At 31.4% G+C, this 15717-nt stretch carries 12 protein-coding genes and 1 riboswitch; of the genes, 11 read left to right on the top strand and 1 reads right to left on the bottom strand.

Annotated elements, in window-relative coordinates; all coding sequences use genetic code 11:
• Positions 1-23: 23 nt before the first annotated feature.
• The 5 genes from LB450_RS00985 to LB450_RS00965 all read left to right on the top strand — a co-directional run bounded on the left by LB450_RS00985 (position 24) and on the right by LB450_RS00965 (position 2959).
• Positions 24-377, top strand: coding sequence for a helix-turn-helix domain-containing protein (locus LB450_RS00985; protein ID WP_224485965.1), 354 nt, complete (start codon positions 24-26; stop codon positions 375-377).
• A 63-nt stretch (positions 378-440) separates the two neighbouring features.
• Positions 441-875 carry a SprT family zinc-dependent metalloprotease gene (locus LB450_RS00980; RefSeq protein ID WP_224485964.1) on the top strand — a complete coding sequence of 145 codons (435 nt, stop codon included), beginning with the start codon at positions 441-443 and terminating at the stop codon, positions 873-875.
• Positions 866-1219: a hypothetical protein gene (locus tag LB450_RS00975; protein ID WP_224485963.1), complete on the top strand. Its 354-nt coding sequence runs from the start codon at positions 866-868 to the stop codon at positions 1217-1219. Before LB450_RS00980 ends, LB450_RS00975 begins: the two co-directional genes overlap by 10 nt.
• Positions 1209-2423: a primase-helicase family protein gene (locus tag LB450_RS00970; RefSeq protein ID WP_224485962.1), complete on the top strand. Its 1215-nt coding sequence runs from the start codon at positions 1209-1211 to the stop codon at positions 2421-2423. The genes LB450_RS00975 and LB450_RS00970 overlap by 11 nt, the downstream gene beginning before the upstream one ends.
• Before the next feature lie 92 nt (positions 2424-2515).
• The gene (locus LB450_RS00965; protein ID WP_224485961.1) at positions 2516-2959 is read left to right on the top strand and encodes a hypothetical protein; all 444 of its coding nucleotides are present in this window, start codon (positions 2516-2518) and stop codon (positions 2957-2959) included.
• Between the two features lie 381 nt (positions 2960-3340).
• Here LB450_RS00965 and LB450_RS00960 read toward each other — a convergent pair whose 3' ends face one another.
• Complete coding sequence (locus LB450_RS00960; RefSeq protein ID WP_224485960.1) at positions 3341-3547, bottom strand: hypothetical protein; 207 nt, start codon at positions 3545-3547, stop codon at positions 3341-3343.
• Between the two features lie 409 nt (positions 3548-3956).
• A riboswitch (SAM-I-IV-variant riboswitch) is annotated at positions 3957-4054 on the top strand.
• Positions 4055-4111: 57 nt separating this feature from the next.
• Between LB450_RS00960 and LB450_RS00955 the strand changes: the two genes are divergently transcribed.
• The 6 genes from LB450_RS00955 to LB450_RS00930 all read left to right on the top strand — a co-directional run bounded on the left by LB450_RS00955 (position 4112) and on the right by LB450_RS00930 (position 15717).
• Positions 4112-4774, top strand: a complete 663-nt coding sequence (locus tag LB450_RS00955) for a hypothetical protein (protein WP_224485959.1) — start codon at positions 4112-4114, stop codon at positions 4772-4774.
• Between the two features lie 52 nt (positions 4775-4826).
• Positions 4827-5219 carry a hypothetical protein gene (locus LB450_RS00950; protein WP_224485957.1) on the top strand — a complete coding sequence of 131 codons (393 nt, stop codon included), beginning with the start codon at positions 4827-4829 and terminating at the stop codon, positions 5217-5219.
• Positions 5220-5502: 283 nt separating this feature from the next.
• Complete coding sequence (locus tag LB450_RS00945) at positions 5503-7209, top strand: DNA cytosine methyltransferase (protein ID WP_224485956.1); 1707 nt, start codon at positions 5503-5505, stop codon at positions 7207-7209.
• A 2-nt stretch (positions 7210-7211) separates the two neighbouring features.
• On the top strand, positions 7212-8957 hold the full coding sequence (locus LB450_RS00940) for a nuclease-related domain-containing DEAD/DEAH box helicase (protein WP_224485955.1): 1746 nt from the start codon (positions 7212-7214) through the stop codon (positions 8955-8957).
• Positions 8954-11443 (top strand): hypothetical protein, encoded by a 2490-nt coding sequence (locus LB450_RS00935; protein ID WP_224485954.1) that lies wholly within the window; start codon positions 8954-8956, stop codon positions 11441-11443. Before LB450_RS00940 ends, LB450_RS00935 begins: the two co-directional genes overlap by 4 nt.
• Positions 11440-15717 (top strand): helicase-related protein, encoded by a 4278-nt coding sequence (locus tag LB450_RS00930; protein WP_224485953.1) that lies wholly within the window; start codon positions 11440-11442, stop codon positions 15715-15717. The genes LB450_RS00935 and LB450_RS00930 overlap by 4 nt, the downstream gene beginning before the upstream one ends.

The following is a 15717-nucleotide window of genomic DNA, read 5'->3' as shown; positions in this document are numbered from 1 at the left end:
AGTATAATTTTAAATATTATACTATGAAAACAGAATTGTTTATTAAAACAAAAAACGGAGAGCTTCATCCCGTTAATGACATCCAGGTCAAATTCGAAAATGAGACTGGAGAACTTACGACAAGTCCAAAATCTTCTTACTCAAATGCTACTTCTAATGAGCATTTTGATGTCAAAAGTATTGCTGAATTTTTAGGCATGAAGCCTTCTGGTATTTATGGCTTAGTTCATAAACGCAAAATACCACACATCAAGAAAGGTAAGCGCCTTTATTTCTTCAAAAATGAAATCCAGGAGTGGCTTCGCAATGGCAATGTTGATACCGATCAGGATATTCAAAACCAAGCCGACGAATACCTTAGAAAGCATAAAGTCTAATTCAAATGCTCTAGTTTTTTTCAAACTAAGCGTAAAACAAACGTTTATTTAATTCATAATACTATGGAAACATATATTTATACATGTGGTTACTGTTCTAAAGAGTATGTACCACGCAGACGAAAAATTCAAAAATACTGCTCCAATACGTGTCGAGTCAAAGCCCACTTCCAAAAAAACAAGAAGTTGGAGTTGAAAACCAAGACTGGTCTTTCAAAACCTGAATCTTCAGATAAAAACACTAAAGCCACCATCAACCTTGCTGGAATTGGAAATGCAGCTATTGCCAATGTGGCTACTGACACCTTAAAAAATCTGTTCACAAGTGAAGATAACAAACCTTTGACCAAAGGGGATTTCAAACAGTTGATGGCTCAGTTTAAAAAAAGATATGAGAAAATTGATAATATACCTAGGAGAGCAGACGGCACTCAGGCTTATTTTGACAATAAAAAGAAAAAAATTGTATACCTAAAAAACATTTCTCCATGGATTTAAACACCTTAAAAAAAAATAATCTAGCTCCCTATCTGGTAGATTCAAATTATAAGCTTCAAAAAGCATTAGTCTATATCCTTAGGATAATACATAATTTATTACGAAACGAAAACTTAAGTGACCGCTGCAGTATTGAATTAGAAACTACATTACAATTACTCGTAGAGTTAATAGATAATGAAAAGTTATTATTGAAGCCAACGACCAAACGATTGAAAAATAAAATCAATCAAGCGCTTAAAGAAAATCAAGATGGCGATGGAGTCATTGTAAGAGTCGTTAAAAACCCTGAATATAAAATTGAAAAATGTTCACTTCTAAATTTTTACATCTATGATTACTAATAATAATGACAAATACATAAGAGTAGGTACAACTTATTTTAAAGTTGTTTATGAGCCTGATATTTATAATGATAAACAATGCTTCAGACGTCTGGCCAAATGGGACAAAACATCTATAATTGATGACCATGGTAAAGACTTTGTTAAAAACATTAAGAGGTATGATGATTTTATAAATTTTCCATCACATGTAAATTTCAAGAGAGAAGTCAGGGGGTTCTATAACGAATACAACCAACTAAGCGGACCTGTAAAAAAAGGTGACTTCCCTTATACTCAAAAACTACTTCAACAGATATTTGGAGAACACCTGGAACTAGGATTAGACTATCTCAGTATCCTATGGTACCATCCTACTCAGCTTTTACAAGTTTTGTGTTTGGTAAGTAACGAGAGAAATACTGGTAAAACCACATTCCTTAATTGGTTACGCATGCTATTTGAAAACAATGTTGGAGTTATTAAAAAAAGGGATTTTCAAAATCGATTTAATGATTCATGGGTAAACAAACTCATAATAGCTGTAGATGAAGCTAAGTTCGATAAAAAAGAGGATACAGATTACATAAAAGAGTTAGCTACGTCAAAAACACAGCTAAGGGAAAAGAAAAGCATCGATAAAAGGCAAGAAAATTTTTATGGAAAGATATTGTTAGCATCCAATAATATTCATGATTTTATAGTGGTTGATGACGAAGAAATTAGGTTCTGGGTTTTGGAAATCAAAAAACTAAACGAGTATATAGAAGATTTTGATGAGAAAATTAAAGAAGAAATACCTCATTTTAAGTATTACTTAAATCATAGAAAAATTAAATATCCTAAATCCTCCAGAATGTGGTTTAAGCCAAGAGACATTAAAACTGAAGCATTAGCTAGAGTTGTTAAAAACTCTTACGATATAGATGAAAAGGATTTAATTGAAATATTATTGGAATATTTTGATGTCGCCCAGGAGGAAACCATTAAGTTAACCTTAAAAGACATTACACATCTGCTTAAGACTGATCGAAGCCATATAAGGAAAGGAGATATTACAAATATTCTAAACCTAAAATGGAACCTCTATCCTTCTGAATCTACTACTTATAAGTTTTATTATAAAGTCTTTAATGAGTTTAATAATGAGCATAAAACACAAGTCTTAAATAAAAAAGGGAGAGTTTACACCTTTCATAAAACTTTTATTGAAGGCTTACTTTAATGTTGACTTGTTGACTTCTAGCGTAAAAAGTCAACAAGTCAACAACATATTTAAGTCTTAAAAATTTTAAAACGCATAAAAAATTAAAAAATATGGAAAAAACAATTTTTATAGATAAGGTTGAAAAGTATGACATCGGAGGATCTACTAAAGATCTAAAGAAAGCTGAATATATATTTGCTTTGCACGGAATGAGCTTTGAACAAATCTTATCCCAATGTCCCAAATCAGCAAAAACACCAGGCGGAGCCTTTATATCAGGTAGGTTTATAATTTTATACAATTTGAGTTGGAGTTTAGATAGAGTTTTAGTTGCACTAATTAACCATAAAGTTGACTTAGATAAATACTTTGATGCTTTTGCCGACTCACTTTCCCCTCAAACTGTTCAAGCATTTCATGACTTAAAAGAAATCATAAGACAAACTGATGAGTCAGAACTTAATGACATAAGAATTTCCGATAATAATGATGACTTTAAGATTGCTTATAAAAACTATATTGATTTCATGAAATCTGTAAAATTAGTGTATTGATCTAAGTATCCAACTGTTAAACCAACGGCCTTTATAATTGACCGTTGGTTTAACCGTTGGAACACTTGATTACTAAACAATAGTCCGCCTTCAACCCCTCATACTCTAGCCTATCCAGAGTACTTTCCACCTTAGATTCCTTCTGTGGATGAAATAAATCTTTACTGAATTGGTGAGCTATTACTCAGTATGTTTGGTCACACAATTGAACCTTGTAATGTTCTTGCAGTGTTGAAACTTTTTGGATTTGGGACGTATGGGCACACATGAGTTATGTTTAAAAGCATAAAATTAAAAGTCCAATAGTGGACTATTGGACTTTTATAAAAAACATTTAAATAGCTACAATGCGTTTGCAACCGGATTGCTTGTTATCCGATATTAATCGTCACTGTTTCGGTTCATGGCCCAAAAAGCAATTCCTGCGGCGGTGATTAAGCCCCCTAGAAATAAAGCTATATTTCCATCACGCTGTACTTTTTTAGCTTTATTCAGCTGTTTCGAGCCTATACCCTTTTCTGCAATGAGATCTTCCAGTCCTTTAATTCTTCCTTCTAATTCTTCTTTAATCTTAGTATTAAATTCCATAATCAATCGTTTTTAAAATTTGTTATAAACCTTAATATAACGAGATCATTTTAAACTTAAACTGGTTTTTAGATTTCTTAGGAAAGCTTTGTGATACTTTTTGTAATTCTATGTTACTATGCACTATCAGATTGTTTTCTCAAATGAAAAAAAATTTAGGCTTTTCATTACACTAACGGTTTTAAGTCCTTTAACTTTATTTGAATACTTTAATTACGATATTGTAAGGCTAAGGCAAATGGATCTTGAAACGGCTACAATAATCACCGTTGCAAAATAGCAACGGCTAAACCAAAATAACATTAGTCCAAATTGTTTGTTTCAAGTTGTTTATCATTTTTTCACTCATAACAAAATATAATTTTAACATTCACCCTGACTAATTACTCCTAAGAAAATCTTATTTATGCATCAGCATTAAGAAGTATAGCAATATGCGCCAACCGAGTGATAAACACCACGGTGGAAAAACAATGTGGACAGTCTAGGTCAAAATAAACGACACTCTCCCCTTTTATGTTTTTTAATGCAAATAGCTAATGTTTAATCTAAATCCTATTTGTCATGAATTTTTTTAATAAACCACAAAAGCCTTTAAGTCCTGATATTGTCCATATCAGACTCAATTACAACAGCATACGCGTAGTCGATTTCGAAGAAGCAGGCAGGCACCTGTTCATTGAGGTGACCCGTAAGACGGGAAACACCATGCTGGATTTCTCCAATGCCGGTAACTACAGGGCTTACTGCTATAATGCTGCAGGTCATCTGGATACCCAGCACCTTGCTTTTCATAATCATAAAAGCAGCTTTATCGTGGGCACCAAATACAAGAGCATCTTACTCTGGCGCCAGGACCATCTGATGTCATCTGAACTAAACTCTAAAAAATTCAAGTACCTGGATTACATCCCCAAACCGATGCACCTAGAAAACGGCAGCATTGATTTTGTAAACGATGAAGAATTTGTTCAGAAAGATGAGCGCATTCCATTGCTTATGCTAACCCAGCACGGCATCTTTCCTGGAAAGAAGAATTATGGCGTCAAACCGATATATGATTATCGTTTGCTGGATGGTCTGGAAGATCGCCTAGTCGGTTTTGTAGGAAGAGGCTATTTATCCAACAGAGAACGGAAAGGCATTATATTTAAGCATACAGGACCGGAATTGATGAAGCAGATCACAGCAGATGCAAAATCAATAGATCTTGACTGGTGGGCCTGAATTTTTATTTATTTGGGTTACATAGTATTTTACGAACTGAAAAAGCTAAATCATGAACATTAACTCTAAAACAGTAAGCACCTACCAGGCCTCCATAAACCTGGGGCTTCAAAGGCACTATTCAGATGACTTAATTCCTAAGGAAGAAGTCATTCAGTTCATTCATGACTATCAAAAATCCAGGCTAGCTAAAGATGAACGACTTATAAGCGTAAACATATTTGAATCTACTATCGCTTGTATTGGACAAAACGAACCCCATTTGGTTATTCAACTTATCAATTATCCTAAGGCAGATTTAAGTCACCAGGAGATCAAACAGGAAGCAGTGTGTCTGGCCAAAAACTTAATGCATGCATATAATCAGAACAGGATAGTGGTGGTCTGTACCGATGAAACTATTTTGCTGGAAAAGAATGACGCATTGGATCCCAGGATTTTTTAATATGTTTATGCATAAAAGTTATTAATCGAGGAAGAAATGGCAGATACTGACGATAAAAAACGAGAAGTATTAATATGGGCCGGATTATTTCACTTTAAACAAATAATTGCTTGTCTCATTCAAAAACTAAGTATCAAAACAGACATTATATGACGCAATAGAACAAAAAAAATTATAATTGTAAATCTTACTTTATTTTTATTAATTTACAAAAAGCTTTTTTTATTTCGCATTTACAGATGCAAATAACCAAAACTATTATTAAACATACAACATATTTAAATTGACAAAACTTAGAGTAATAGATTTCTTCTGTGGCGCAGGAGGTTTTTCTGAAGGTTTTAGACAAATGGGTTATGAGATTATTAATGGATACGATAATTGGAAACCTGCTGTAGATACATTCAATCATAATTTTAATCTAAATTGTACTCCTACTAACATTTTAGACTTCAAATTTTCAATAGAAAGTATTGAAGCTTTACCTGATACAGAGATTATAATAGGTAGCCCACCATGTGTGAGTTTTTCAAGCTCAAATAAATCTGGAAATGCAGACAAGTCATTAGGAGTTGAATTGACTGAAACTTTTTTAAGAATCGTAGCAGTTAAAAAGCATCAACCTAAATCAATATTGAAAGCTTGGTTTATGGAAAATGTAGTCAATTCAAAAAGATATTTACAGACTGAATATACTTTTAAAGACTTGGGGTTATCAGACTGGGCTGAAAGGCATAGGATAAGTAAAAATAGCATAGCAATTGATTTGTATGATAATACTACAATTATTAATTCTGCAAATTATGGTTCTTTCCAGGCAAGAAAAAGGGTTGTATCAGGTGAAATCATAAAGAATAAAAAATTGATTATTCCACCACAAACACATGGAGAATCAGGATGTGATGGAAAAATTAAGTATCGAATAATAAAAGATATTAAGCAAAATTTCCCTAGTCCATTTAGCACAAAATCAGAAGAAATAATCAACGACCCTCAATATCCTTTAAGTATATCCAAATTATTTATTACAGATCACTTTTATGATACTGGTATATATAAGGTTGAATGGAAGTTTTCTAAATATTTCAAAACTAATCATCCTTTTATGGGTAAGATGTCCTTCCCTGAAAATGAAGATAAGCCAAGTAGAACTATAACTGCGACAAAAATAGCTAACTCAAGGGAGTCTATTATTTACAAAAGCGAAATTAAGAGAGACGGAGATGGGAAATATAGATTACCAACTGTAAGAGAAGCTGCTGTAATAATGGGATTTCCTATAACGTATCAATTCTTAGGAAAAGAAAGTGCTAAATGGCGTATGGTAGGGAATGCTGTTTGTTGCGCTGTAAGCAGGTCTTTTGCAAAAGTAGTTTTAACGGAACTAAACATACCTAAACCTGAAGCTTTAAATTTAAAAGAAGAGTCAAATCTTAAAAATGTATTTAATTTAAATACTTTTTCTCTAAAAGATTTTGATACCCCCCCTACAAAAAACAAAGGTGCAAGATTTAGAAGACATGCATTCAAGGATGGCAATTTAACAGTCACGTTATCAAATTATGATATTGAAAAAAATCAAAAAGTAGCTGAAGGTAAGTGGTTTACTTCTATACAATATGGAACGGGAAAAGGGTTTCCAATACAAAAGATAAGCGATAACTACTACTCAGCTTTAGAAAATTTAATACTAAAATTTAACGGAGGAAATGCTTTTTTAAAACATATAAATAATGGTTTTTCAGATAAAATAGCTGGTGCAAATGAGCTACAGAATCTATATGAAAAACAGAAATCAAATAATCACTTTAAAGAACCAACTGAACTCGTCGATTCGATTAATGAAATTATAAAAAAATGTAATGTTAATGAAGAAACCATTAATCAAAAAGATGATAAGATCTTTTTTTACAAGGAAGAAGTGCCTATTAAACAAGTTTTAGCTTTATATGCCATTAATAAAATTTCTTCCGTTGCAAATAATCAATAAATATGCCTGTAAGATTTCATCCTAATAACCCTGTAGATTCTTTAGAATCTATCATACTAAAGAAAGATGGCTCACCTCTACATGGTGAAATTGATATATACAGAAAATTATGGACTGATTTAAAAGTAAGTGATATAGAATGGGATGTTTGGCACGATTTGAAATTACCTGAACATTCAGACAATTTTAATTATTATAAAAAGACCAGTGCACAAATAGATTTTTTAATTCTTTGTAAATATGGACTTTTAGTTCTAGAAGTTAAGGGTGGTCCAATTTCTACTAAAAATAATACTTTTTACTATGGAAGAGACTTCAATACACCTATGAAACAAAATCCCTTCAAACAAGCTGAGGGGTACAAGTACACTTTAAAAGACAATACGCTAAATAACTTCAAGAACTGCTTTTTTTGTGAAGCGACTGCTTTTCCACACGTTGACTACCCATTTGAATCAAAATTGATTGATTCCAATCTACTTTGGTCTAAACTTACAGCTTCAAATTTTGAGAATTCAATTGAAAAATTCCTAATAAACGCAATTGAATACTCTAAAAACAAACACAAAAAACACTTTAGAAATTACAAAGAGGTATCTCTTAGAGAGTGTGTTGCGATAAAAAAAATACTAAGTCCTATAATAAGTGATAGGAACAAGTTAAACACAATCAACACTCTTGAATGGTTAGGCATACAGAACATAGAAATACTAGAAGGTTTATATAAAAATCCAAGGATAATGATTGAAGGACCCCCAGGCTCTGGCAAGACAACTATTGCTAAAGCTTTTATTGATAAGCAATACAACAAGAATGGGATTTATTTATGTTGGAATAATCTTTTAATGCATTATAACAAATCTATCTTAAATCAAAGAAATCTTGCTAGCAATGTTGAAGTGACAACGTTTTTTAGGTTTTTCAAAAGACTAAATCCAAATTATTCTTTTAATGAACTTTCCTCTATGAGTGAAGATGACTTTTATGATTTAGTTAAGAGTACAATTTATAGACTCGAAGAAGAGGACAAACTAATCCCTTTTGACTTTATTGTAATTGACGAAGCACAGGATTTTTTAGATAGAGGTTTGGATGTTTTTATCAATAAATTCTCGGGATTTAACAATCAGGGATTAAAAAATGGAAACTCTCTTATTCTATACGATATTGATCAAAGCTACTCAATGAGTGGACGAAATGTTGCCGGAATTGCGGATTTAATGACTGAATATTATAGTCATTTTAAAATAAGTGAAGTAAAAAGAAGTGCTCAAAATCCTGAAATTCGAAAATTTTCTTCTGAAGTATTAGAAAATCCAAAAACAATTTCTTCTCAAGCATTTGAAAAGGATTACTCTCAAATAAAAGTATTTCAACATAAAACATTACAGGAAGTAAAAAAACATATTCTCAAAAATATCCTCACTCCAATTAGAGAAACGGATTCATCTCTGATAGGAAAAGATTGCGTGTTACTTATTGAATCAACATTTCTAAAGGGCAATTATAAAGGTGGTGAAGATTTGAGAGAATTATTAATCGTTAAAGATGTTGAGGAACTGGATGAAAACAACATTTCAGACACTGCAAACAAATTGCGTTATACTTCTATTTTAAAATATAAAGGCCTGGAAAAAAAGAATGTTTTTTTGGTCATCTCAAAACCATCCGAGCTCAATAAATATGAGATTTTTATTGGATTGACTAGAGCGATTTTAAATGTTGAAATCAGTATTGTTAAATCATGAATATTTTAAAAAATCATATCAAAGAATGTTTATTCGATTTAATCAAAAATGTTAATGAAGGTTTTGAAGAAGCTTTTTTACAAGTTCAACATCCAAAGAAAGATAAGTATGCTAATATTCTAAAATACACCGAACAAATAATTTATAAAACACAAGAGTTTGAAAGTAATTCATTAAACAAAATTCATTTACATTTTCACATTATTGATAATGATTTGCTTGACGTTATCAGCGAATATGTTCTTGTTCGAGAGTATATTTTTAATAAAAATAGAGATTTCATTTCAGAAGATTTAAATACTAAATTAAATGCACAAATAAAATCACTAAATGGAGTTGAAAAAAGACTAATGCAATGCCCTCAAAATGCTAGAGCAAAGAATGGAGGTAATAAGATTTACAAAAACTGGAAAAAAGAAAAGACTATAATTAAAAGGAGGTTAAGTTTTTTAAAAGCTCTTGACTCCAATTCAAGCTTTGAAGTAAAAAGCTTGATAAACTGTCAAGTAAAAACGAAAAATCACCTGTCAAATTATATAGAAGTAATACCTTATGCAAATACTATTGAAAACGCATCAATAGGATATAATTTTATAAATACCAAATTGACACTTGAAGATATTGACCGTGAAAATAGTCAATTAATTGATGAGTTACGGACGATTATTCTTTATGATTGTGAGCGCAAGAGAGTAATGCAGAATTTTAATTCTGAAATCTTGAATAATTGGAACAAAAATTATGAGACTAAATTTAATAGATTAATAATAATTACATTTAGTAAGAAAAATTTATCTAGCGATAATTTAATTAATAGACTCAAACTAGTAAAAGAACGCTTTAATATAAATTCATTCGAAAGTTATCCTATTCTGCTAGAAGAGTACACTTTATTAAAAGCCATCCAGAAAAACGCAAAAACCAACATAAGATTTATTGGTAATAGCTATTCCACTTTTTGGGAAGACTTTCAACTGGAATGTAAGAGTAACGAATTATACGAACTTCGTTCTATCAAAATGATGAATGTCTATTCGCTTTGTTACAACAACCAAATAAAGGAATACATCTTAGAGCATATTTTTACACCAGATGTGAATAGCCAACTTATTTCAGAAGATAGTAAAGCAGATATCTTGGACTTACCAGAAGATGATATTGTAAATTTAAGAAACTCTTTAATTAATGTATTGGATATTATTATTCTTGAAAATCTAAAGAATACAGTATCTGATGTACTTGATTTTGACTACAAAATAGTTTTAGATGGATCTATCTTAAAAAGTGAAAGTTTTTTTAGTTTGATAAAAAACTCATTGAATGTAAATTCAAATGGGAAATTTATTGACTGGGAAAAACTGGAAGACATCAATACAGAAAAAATCATTATTCTCTCCTACAGAGATCAAGGAAATTTTAACAACCATTTTTACCCGAATATTAACGAAATATCTGTTAGCTATAATACTAGATTGAAATGTATTTTCCCGGCTCTATTTTTTGAGCAGACCTATAAGTGGTCCAAATATAATTTGGTTAAAAGTTATTTTAAAGCTTTAGATCATCCTATAAGAAGGAGTGATTTTGAATGGGATAATCTTCAAGAAAAAATACAAAACCTAAAACCTAAGAAACGGTTAGATATTTCCTGGGATTTGGAAAGCAACTATTCAGGTTCTGATTCAAGAATCACATTTAAAGTTCTCTTTGAGAATAATAAGCACAACACATGTAACCCATCAGATTTGATGATTTACTTTGAAGAAGCTAATTCAGAAAAGAGAATTCAACCTATAAAATGGATTTATCAGAATTTAGACTTAGATGAAAATCACTTGTATGTTCAGAAACTTGACGAATTAATTGATGAATTTAACCCAGCAGAAAAGCTTGTAGACACTGCTCAACAAGAGAAAGATTTAGAAATCCTACGAAACCAATTTGATTTAAAAGACGATAATGTAGGTCGATTATGGAAAATATTACTTTCCAGAAAGGTCGCTGAATCAAATGAAGAGGTTGTCTATAATGATTTAAAGTCCTTATTCTCTAGAAATAATATAAACATGGTGAAACAAAGCTACTTTGAAAGCACTTGGACAAACCCTGAATCAGAATCTTTGGTTCCTAGAAGAAATAAAGCTTTTAAGGTACTTTGCAATTATTTAGAGCTGCCAACAGCCTATTTAAGAATAATATATACCATTAGGAATAGCAATATTAGTGGTAGACGAAATGCTACTCGCATTTATAGTAGAATATTAAAAAATTTATTTAATGATGGCTGTTTTGATGAAGAGGCAATTCAGGGTCAAATTTTAAACAACCGAATAGATTACTATAAAAATAATTTTAGTCTGGATGAATTAGGGATAGACGAAGACAACCCAATCGAAGGACTTAAAACGCTAGTAGATTTACTTAAGCCTGAGATAAGTAAGTTGTCATTTAGAGAAGTAAAAAACATACAAAAAAGAGTAGAATGAATAAAATATTCAATAAAAGAGAAAGCTTAGAACGCTTTATTAGAGAACAGACGCTTGGACCTGGTATTAGCGGTTATCGATATGTAAACTTGAATGGTACTTGCAACACAGACAAAGATCTCAAAACTGAATTTCCAATTAACAATGACTTTGAAATTCTTAATATAATGCCTGCGTCTTTATATAGTACTGGTATATTATTCCCAAAAGATGAGAGTCAATCAGCAGAAGTTGGGGTACAAATGGATTCCAATGATGATGAAAACGAAGATGATAATCAAGAAGAGGAAAAAGAGGAAAGTAAATTAAAACACAATTCGGAAAATGTTGATGGTAATGATAGTTTGGAACTTAATCAAATGTTTCCTCAAACAATGGGACTTACGTTTTGTTTGAAGGAAGATTTCTTGGTAGATGGTAATCTGGGTTTCAATATTTATGCGCGTTATTATCGAAAATTAACAAAAGACGATTTACTAAATGTTGGAGTTTTATGTGAAGTAAATCCAATTTTATTTAATCAGTTTGTAACAAACAACAATTTATCAAAATATATCACTGTTGTAGATTTCGGTATAAATAAATGTTTGAAAGCCAACCACAAACTATCTAGTGATGAAATAAAAGAAATAAATCAAATATTAAGAACTAATGACCAAAATAAAGCAAATGAAATCTTCGAAAAAGATATCAAACCTTATATAAAGGGCTCTTTAAATTTTACTCCAAATAATTTAAGCAGCTTAACACAAACCATTTTTTCTGAACTAAAAAACAAAACAGATAACACAGAAACAAGAAAGAAACTCTATGAAGCTTCTCAAAAAGTGGAATTACTTGAAAATTTTAAAAACCATATTAAGGATCTTCTCAATTTATACAGAAATACCATTTGGGCTTCGGAAAACTTACAAGCTGAAGTAAACATATCTGACATTAATTTTGAAGCACATAAAGCAAAAAAGACTTATTTAGCTAAAAAATCAAAAGACTATAGTGAAAAAATTGAAGTTAAAAGAAATAATAGCACAATATCAAATAGTTTAGAGCACTTATTCAAAATTCAATTAGATAAAGAAGAATATGCTTCATTATCGGCTAATATTCAATTAAGTAGAGATTCTAGAAATTCAGAAGGCAAAAAAGTATTTGTAAAAATCCAATTAATTAATGATAGCACTCCCTTTGAAGAAGACCCAAAAGGTAAAAGATACTACTCAGTTGCCACAGAGAAGGTAAACAACAAAGCTTTTTTTGGTGTGAAAATCGCTTCTGAAAGTGATAATATCGTTCCATACACAAATTACGAGTATAAAAAAGACGCAGATAATCAATTTAATGAGGATACAACCACAAAGTTTATTTATCGTCAGTTTGAGGATTTCGCGATAGGTCACGGATGTTCAGTAAATTGGGCAAAACAGAATAATAAAGTTCGTGTTGAATCAGAGTACTTACCAGCCTGTGAGACGCCTGATATAGAACCTGTGCCAAGAGATAAAAACAAAGAGCCAATTGAGAAAAGTAACGGAGAATTCACTTCTCCTCAATTTTTAGAAAATTCTAAACCACAGGAGTTTAAATGGCTTTCAGCTTTTTCTGATGCCGATAATCGTGAGGTTGTTTCAGGCTTAATAGAGTTTGTAGATTCCTATGGTAAATGGATTCAACAAAAAAGAAAAGATCAGAAATATCAAAGCCAATTTGATGAAATCGCAAATCAAGAACTAGATAAGTGTGAGGTGGATTATAACCGAATGAAGAAAAACATTGAGTGCTTATTAGATGGTAATAACAACGTTGAGAACCTAAATTCTTTTCGCTTGATGAATTCTGCTATGTTTATGCAGTTATTTCATTCGGAAAAAGTGAAGAATGGTGAAATAGAGGACTTGATTGAAGAAAATAATTTCAGTGAGTTTAATGTAGACTTTTACAAAAAAGCTAATGATAAATTATTTTCTAAGAGAGAGTCTGCAGGGTGGAGAGCGTTTCAGCTTGCATTTATTCTTTTAAACTTAGATGGTATTTTCAAACCAGAAAATGATGATCAATGGGTTGCAAGAAACGAATGGGTAGATTTGGTTTGGTTTCCAACAGGTGGAGGTAAAACAGAAGCATACCTCGGTTTAATTGCTTTAACTATTATAAATAGACGTAAGCTATACAAAGAAAGAGGTGGCGGTGTTGCTTCAATAATGCGTTATACTTTACGCCTATTAACAATGCAGCAGTTTCAACGTGCCACACTTTTGATTATGGCACTAGAATTATTGCGAAGATGGGATGAGAATCAATTAGGATTAGAACCTATTACGATAGGCTTGTGGGTTGGTGATAATTCATTACCAAACAAATTATCAAACATTGTAGATAGCAAAGAAAAAAAATCTTTAATAGAGGAGTTTCAAAATTTAAATTCGGAAAAGGAAAAGAAAAATAAAATTCCATTTTCTAAATGTCCTTGGTGTGGATCAAAATTAAAAGGGGAAGTATCAACCGATTCGAGTAATGGAACTTCTACTTATGATAAAGACAAATTGCATTTGAAATGTACAAATACAGAAAAATGCTCTTTCTCTTTTGGAAAAGGACGACCTAGTAAAAAGAAACTTTTTCAAGGTCCAATTCCCGTTAATCTCTGTGACGAAACCATTTACCAACATCCACCAAGTCTTTTATTTGGAACGGTAGATAAATTTGCACAATTAGCACATAAAGTTGATGGAAACAACAATCAAAAAGACTCCAGAAGATTATTTGGAAAAGGAAATTGGGAACAAGGAAAGCCACAAAATGGTTATTTGCCGCCTGATTTAATTATTCAAGATGAGTTGCATCTTCTTTTAGGTCCGCTAGGATCAGCCGTTGCATTATTTGAAGCAGCTGTAGACCAATTATGCACAGAAGATGGTACTCGCCCGAAAATAATATCCTCAACAGCAACTACAAGAAACACACAACTTCAAATTGCTGCTCTATTTGGTAGAGAAGTTAAATTATTTCCAAAACCGGGTGTTGAATGTGATGATTCATTTTTTGCATTTTACAAAAGAAGGTTTAATGGTGCTAAAAATACTGAATCAGAGTATATCGCCAAAAGAAAATATATGGGTGTACTACCAACAGGAAGGACTCAAATTTGGATGCAAATGCGTTTATCTGCCATTTTAATGACTCATAGAGTGATTTTTGAATTGAAAGAACTAGGAAATCATCATCCTATTGACTTTGAAAAGTATGATAAGGAATTCATTAAAGTAATGGATTATTATCATACAATCATATCTTATTTCAATAGTTTAAAAGAGGTTGGAAAAACACAATCTCAAATTCAAACCTACATTCTTAAAGAATTTAGAAAGGTATTTAATCGAATACTAAGACCTCAAAAATTAATGCACGCTCTTTACACATATGGACCAATACAAGAAGCTGAATTAACAGGAAGACTGTCTGGAGAAGAAGTTAAAAATGAATTGAAGAATGTTGAATCTGAGTGGAAACCAGAAAATCGATTTGCTCACATAGAAAATGAGACTAAAACTCGAGGAAAAGTCCCACCTGAATTTTTAGTAGCTACCAATATGATTTCCGTGGGTATTGATGTTTCAAGGTTTAACACAATCATTATGAATTCAATGCCTAGAAATACAGCAGAATATATACAAGCGAGTAGTCGTGTGGCAAGAAATGATTATGGCCTTGTACTTACAGTTCACCACCCATTTAGAGCAAGAGATATTTCTCATTATGAAAAATTTATTGAGTTTCACGAAAAAATGTACAGTTATGTAGAACCGATTTCAATCACACCTTTTACCAAAAAAGCAATTGAGCGATATTTAGGTTTATACTTAGCAACAATGATAAGACACACTCGAAATGAATTTACAAATAGAAATACAGCTAGTGCAATTAATAATTTGACTGATGATGATATAAATGAACTTATAAATGAATTGATGAGCTATTTTGAATTAAAGAAAACCAAATTAGATTCATTCGACTCTCTAATTCAAAACCTACTAAAAGATGAAAATATAATTCAAATTAAAGAATGGCTTGCCATTGCTTTAGATGAATGGAAGGACTTAGAGGATGGACTGGATGATCAAACAGAATTAGTGTTTACCCGAGCTAGACAAAATCAAAAACAACTATACGTAGATATAGACGCTTATGAAGGAACTATTCATAGTAAAAAATGGCAGGTACCAATGTCTTTAAGAGTAATTGAACCAGAGGCAGCTATTAAAATAAACTCAATTTAA

It is taken from the genome of Psychroflexus curvus (assembly GCF_020164585.1).
Taxonomy (GTDB): Bacteria; Bacteroidota; Bacteroidia; order Flavobacteriales; family Flavobacteriaceae; genus Psychroflexus; species Psychroflexus curvus.
This window is presented reverse-complemented; position numbering and strand designations above follow the sequence as displayed.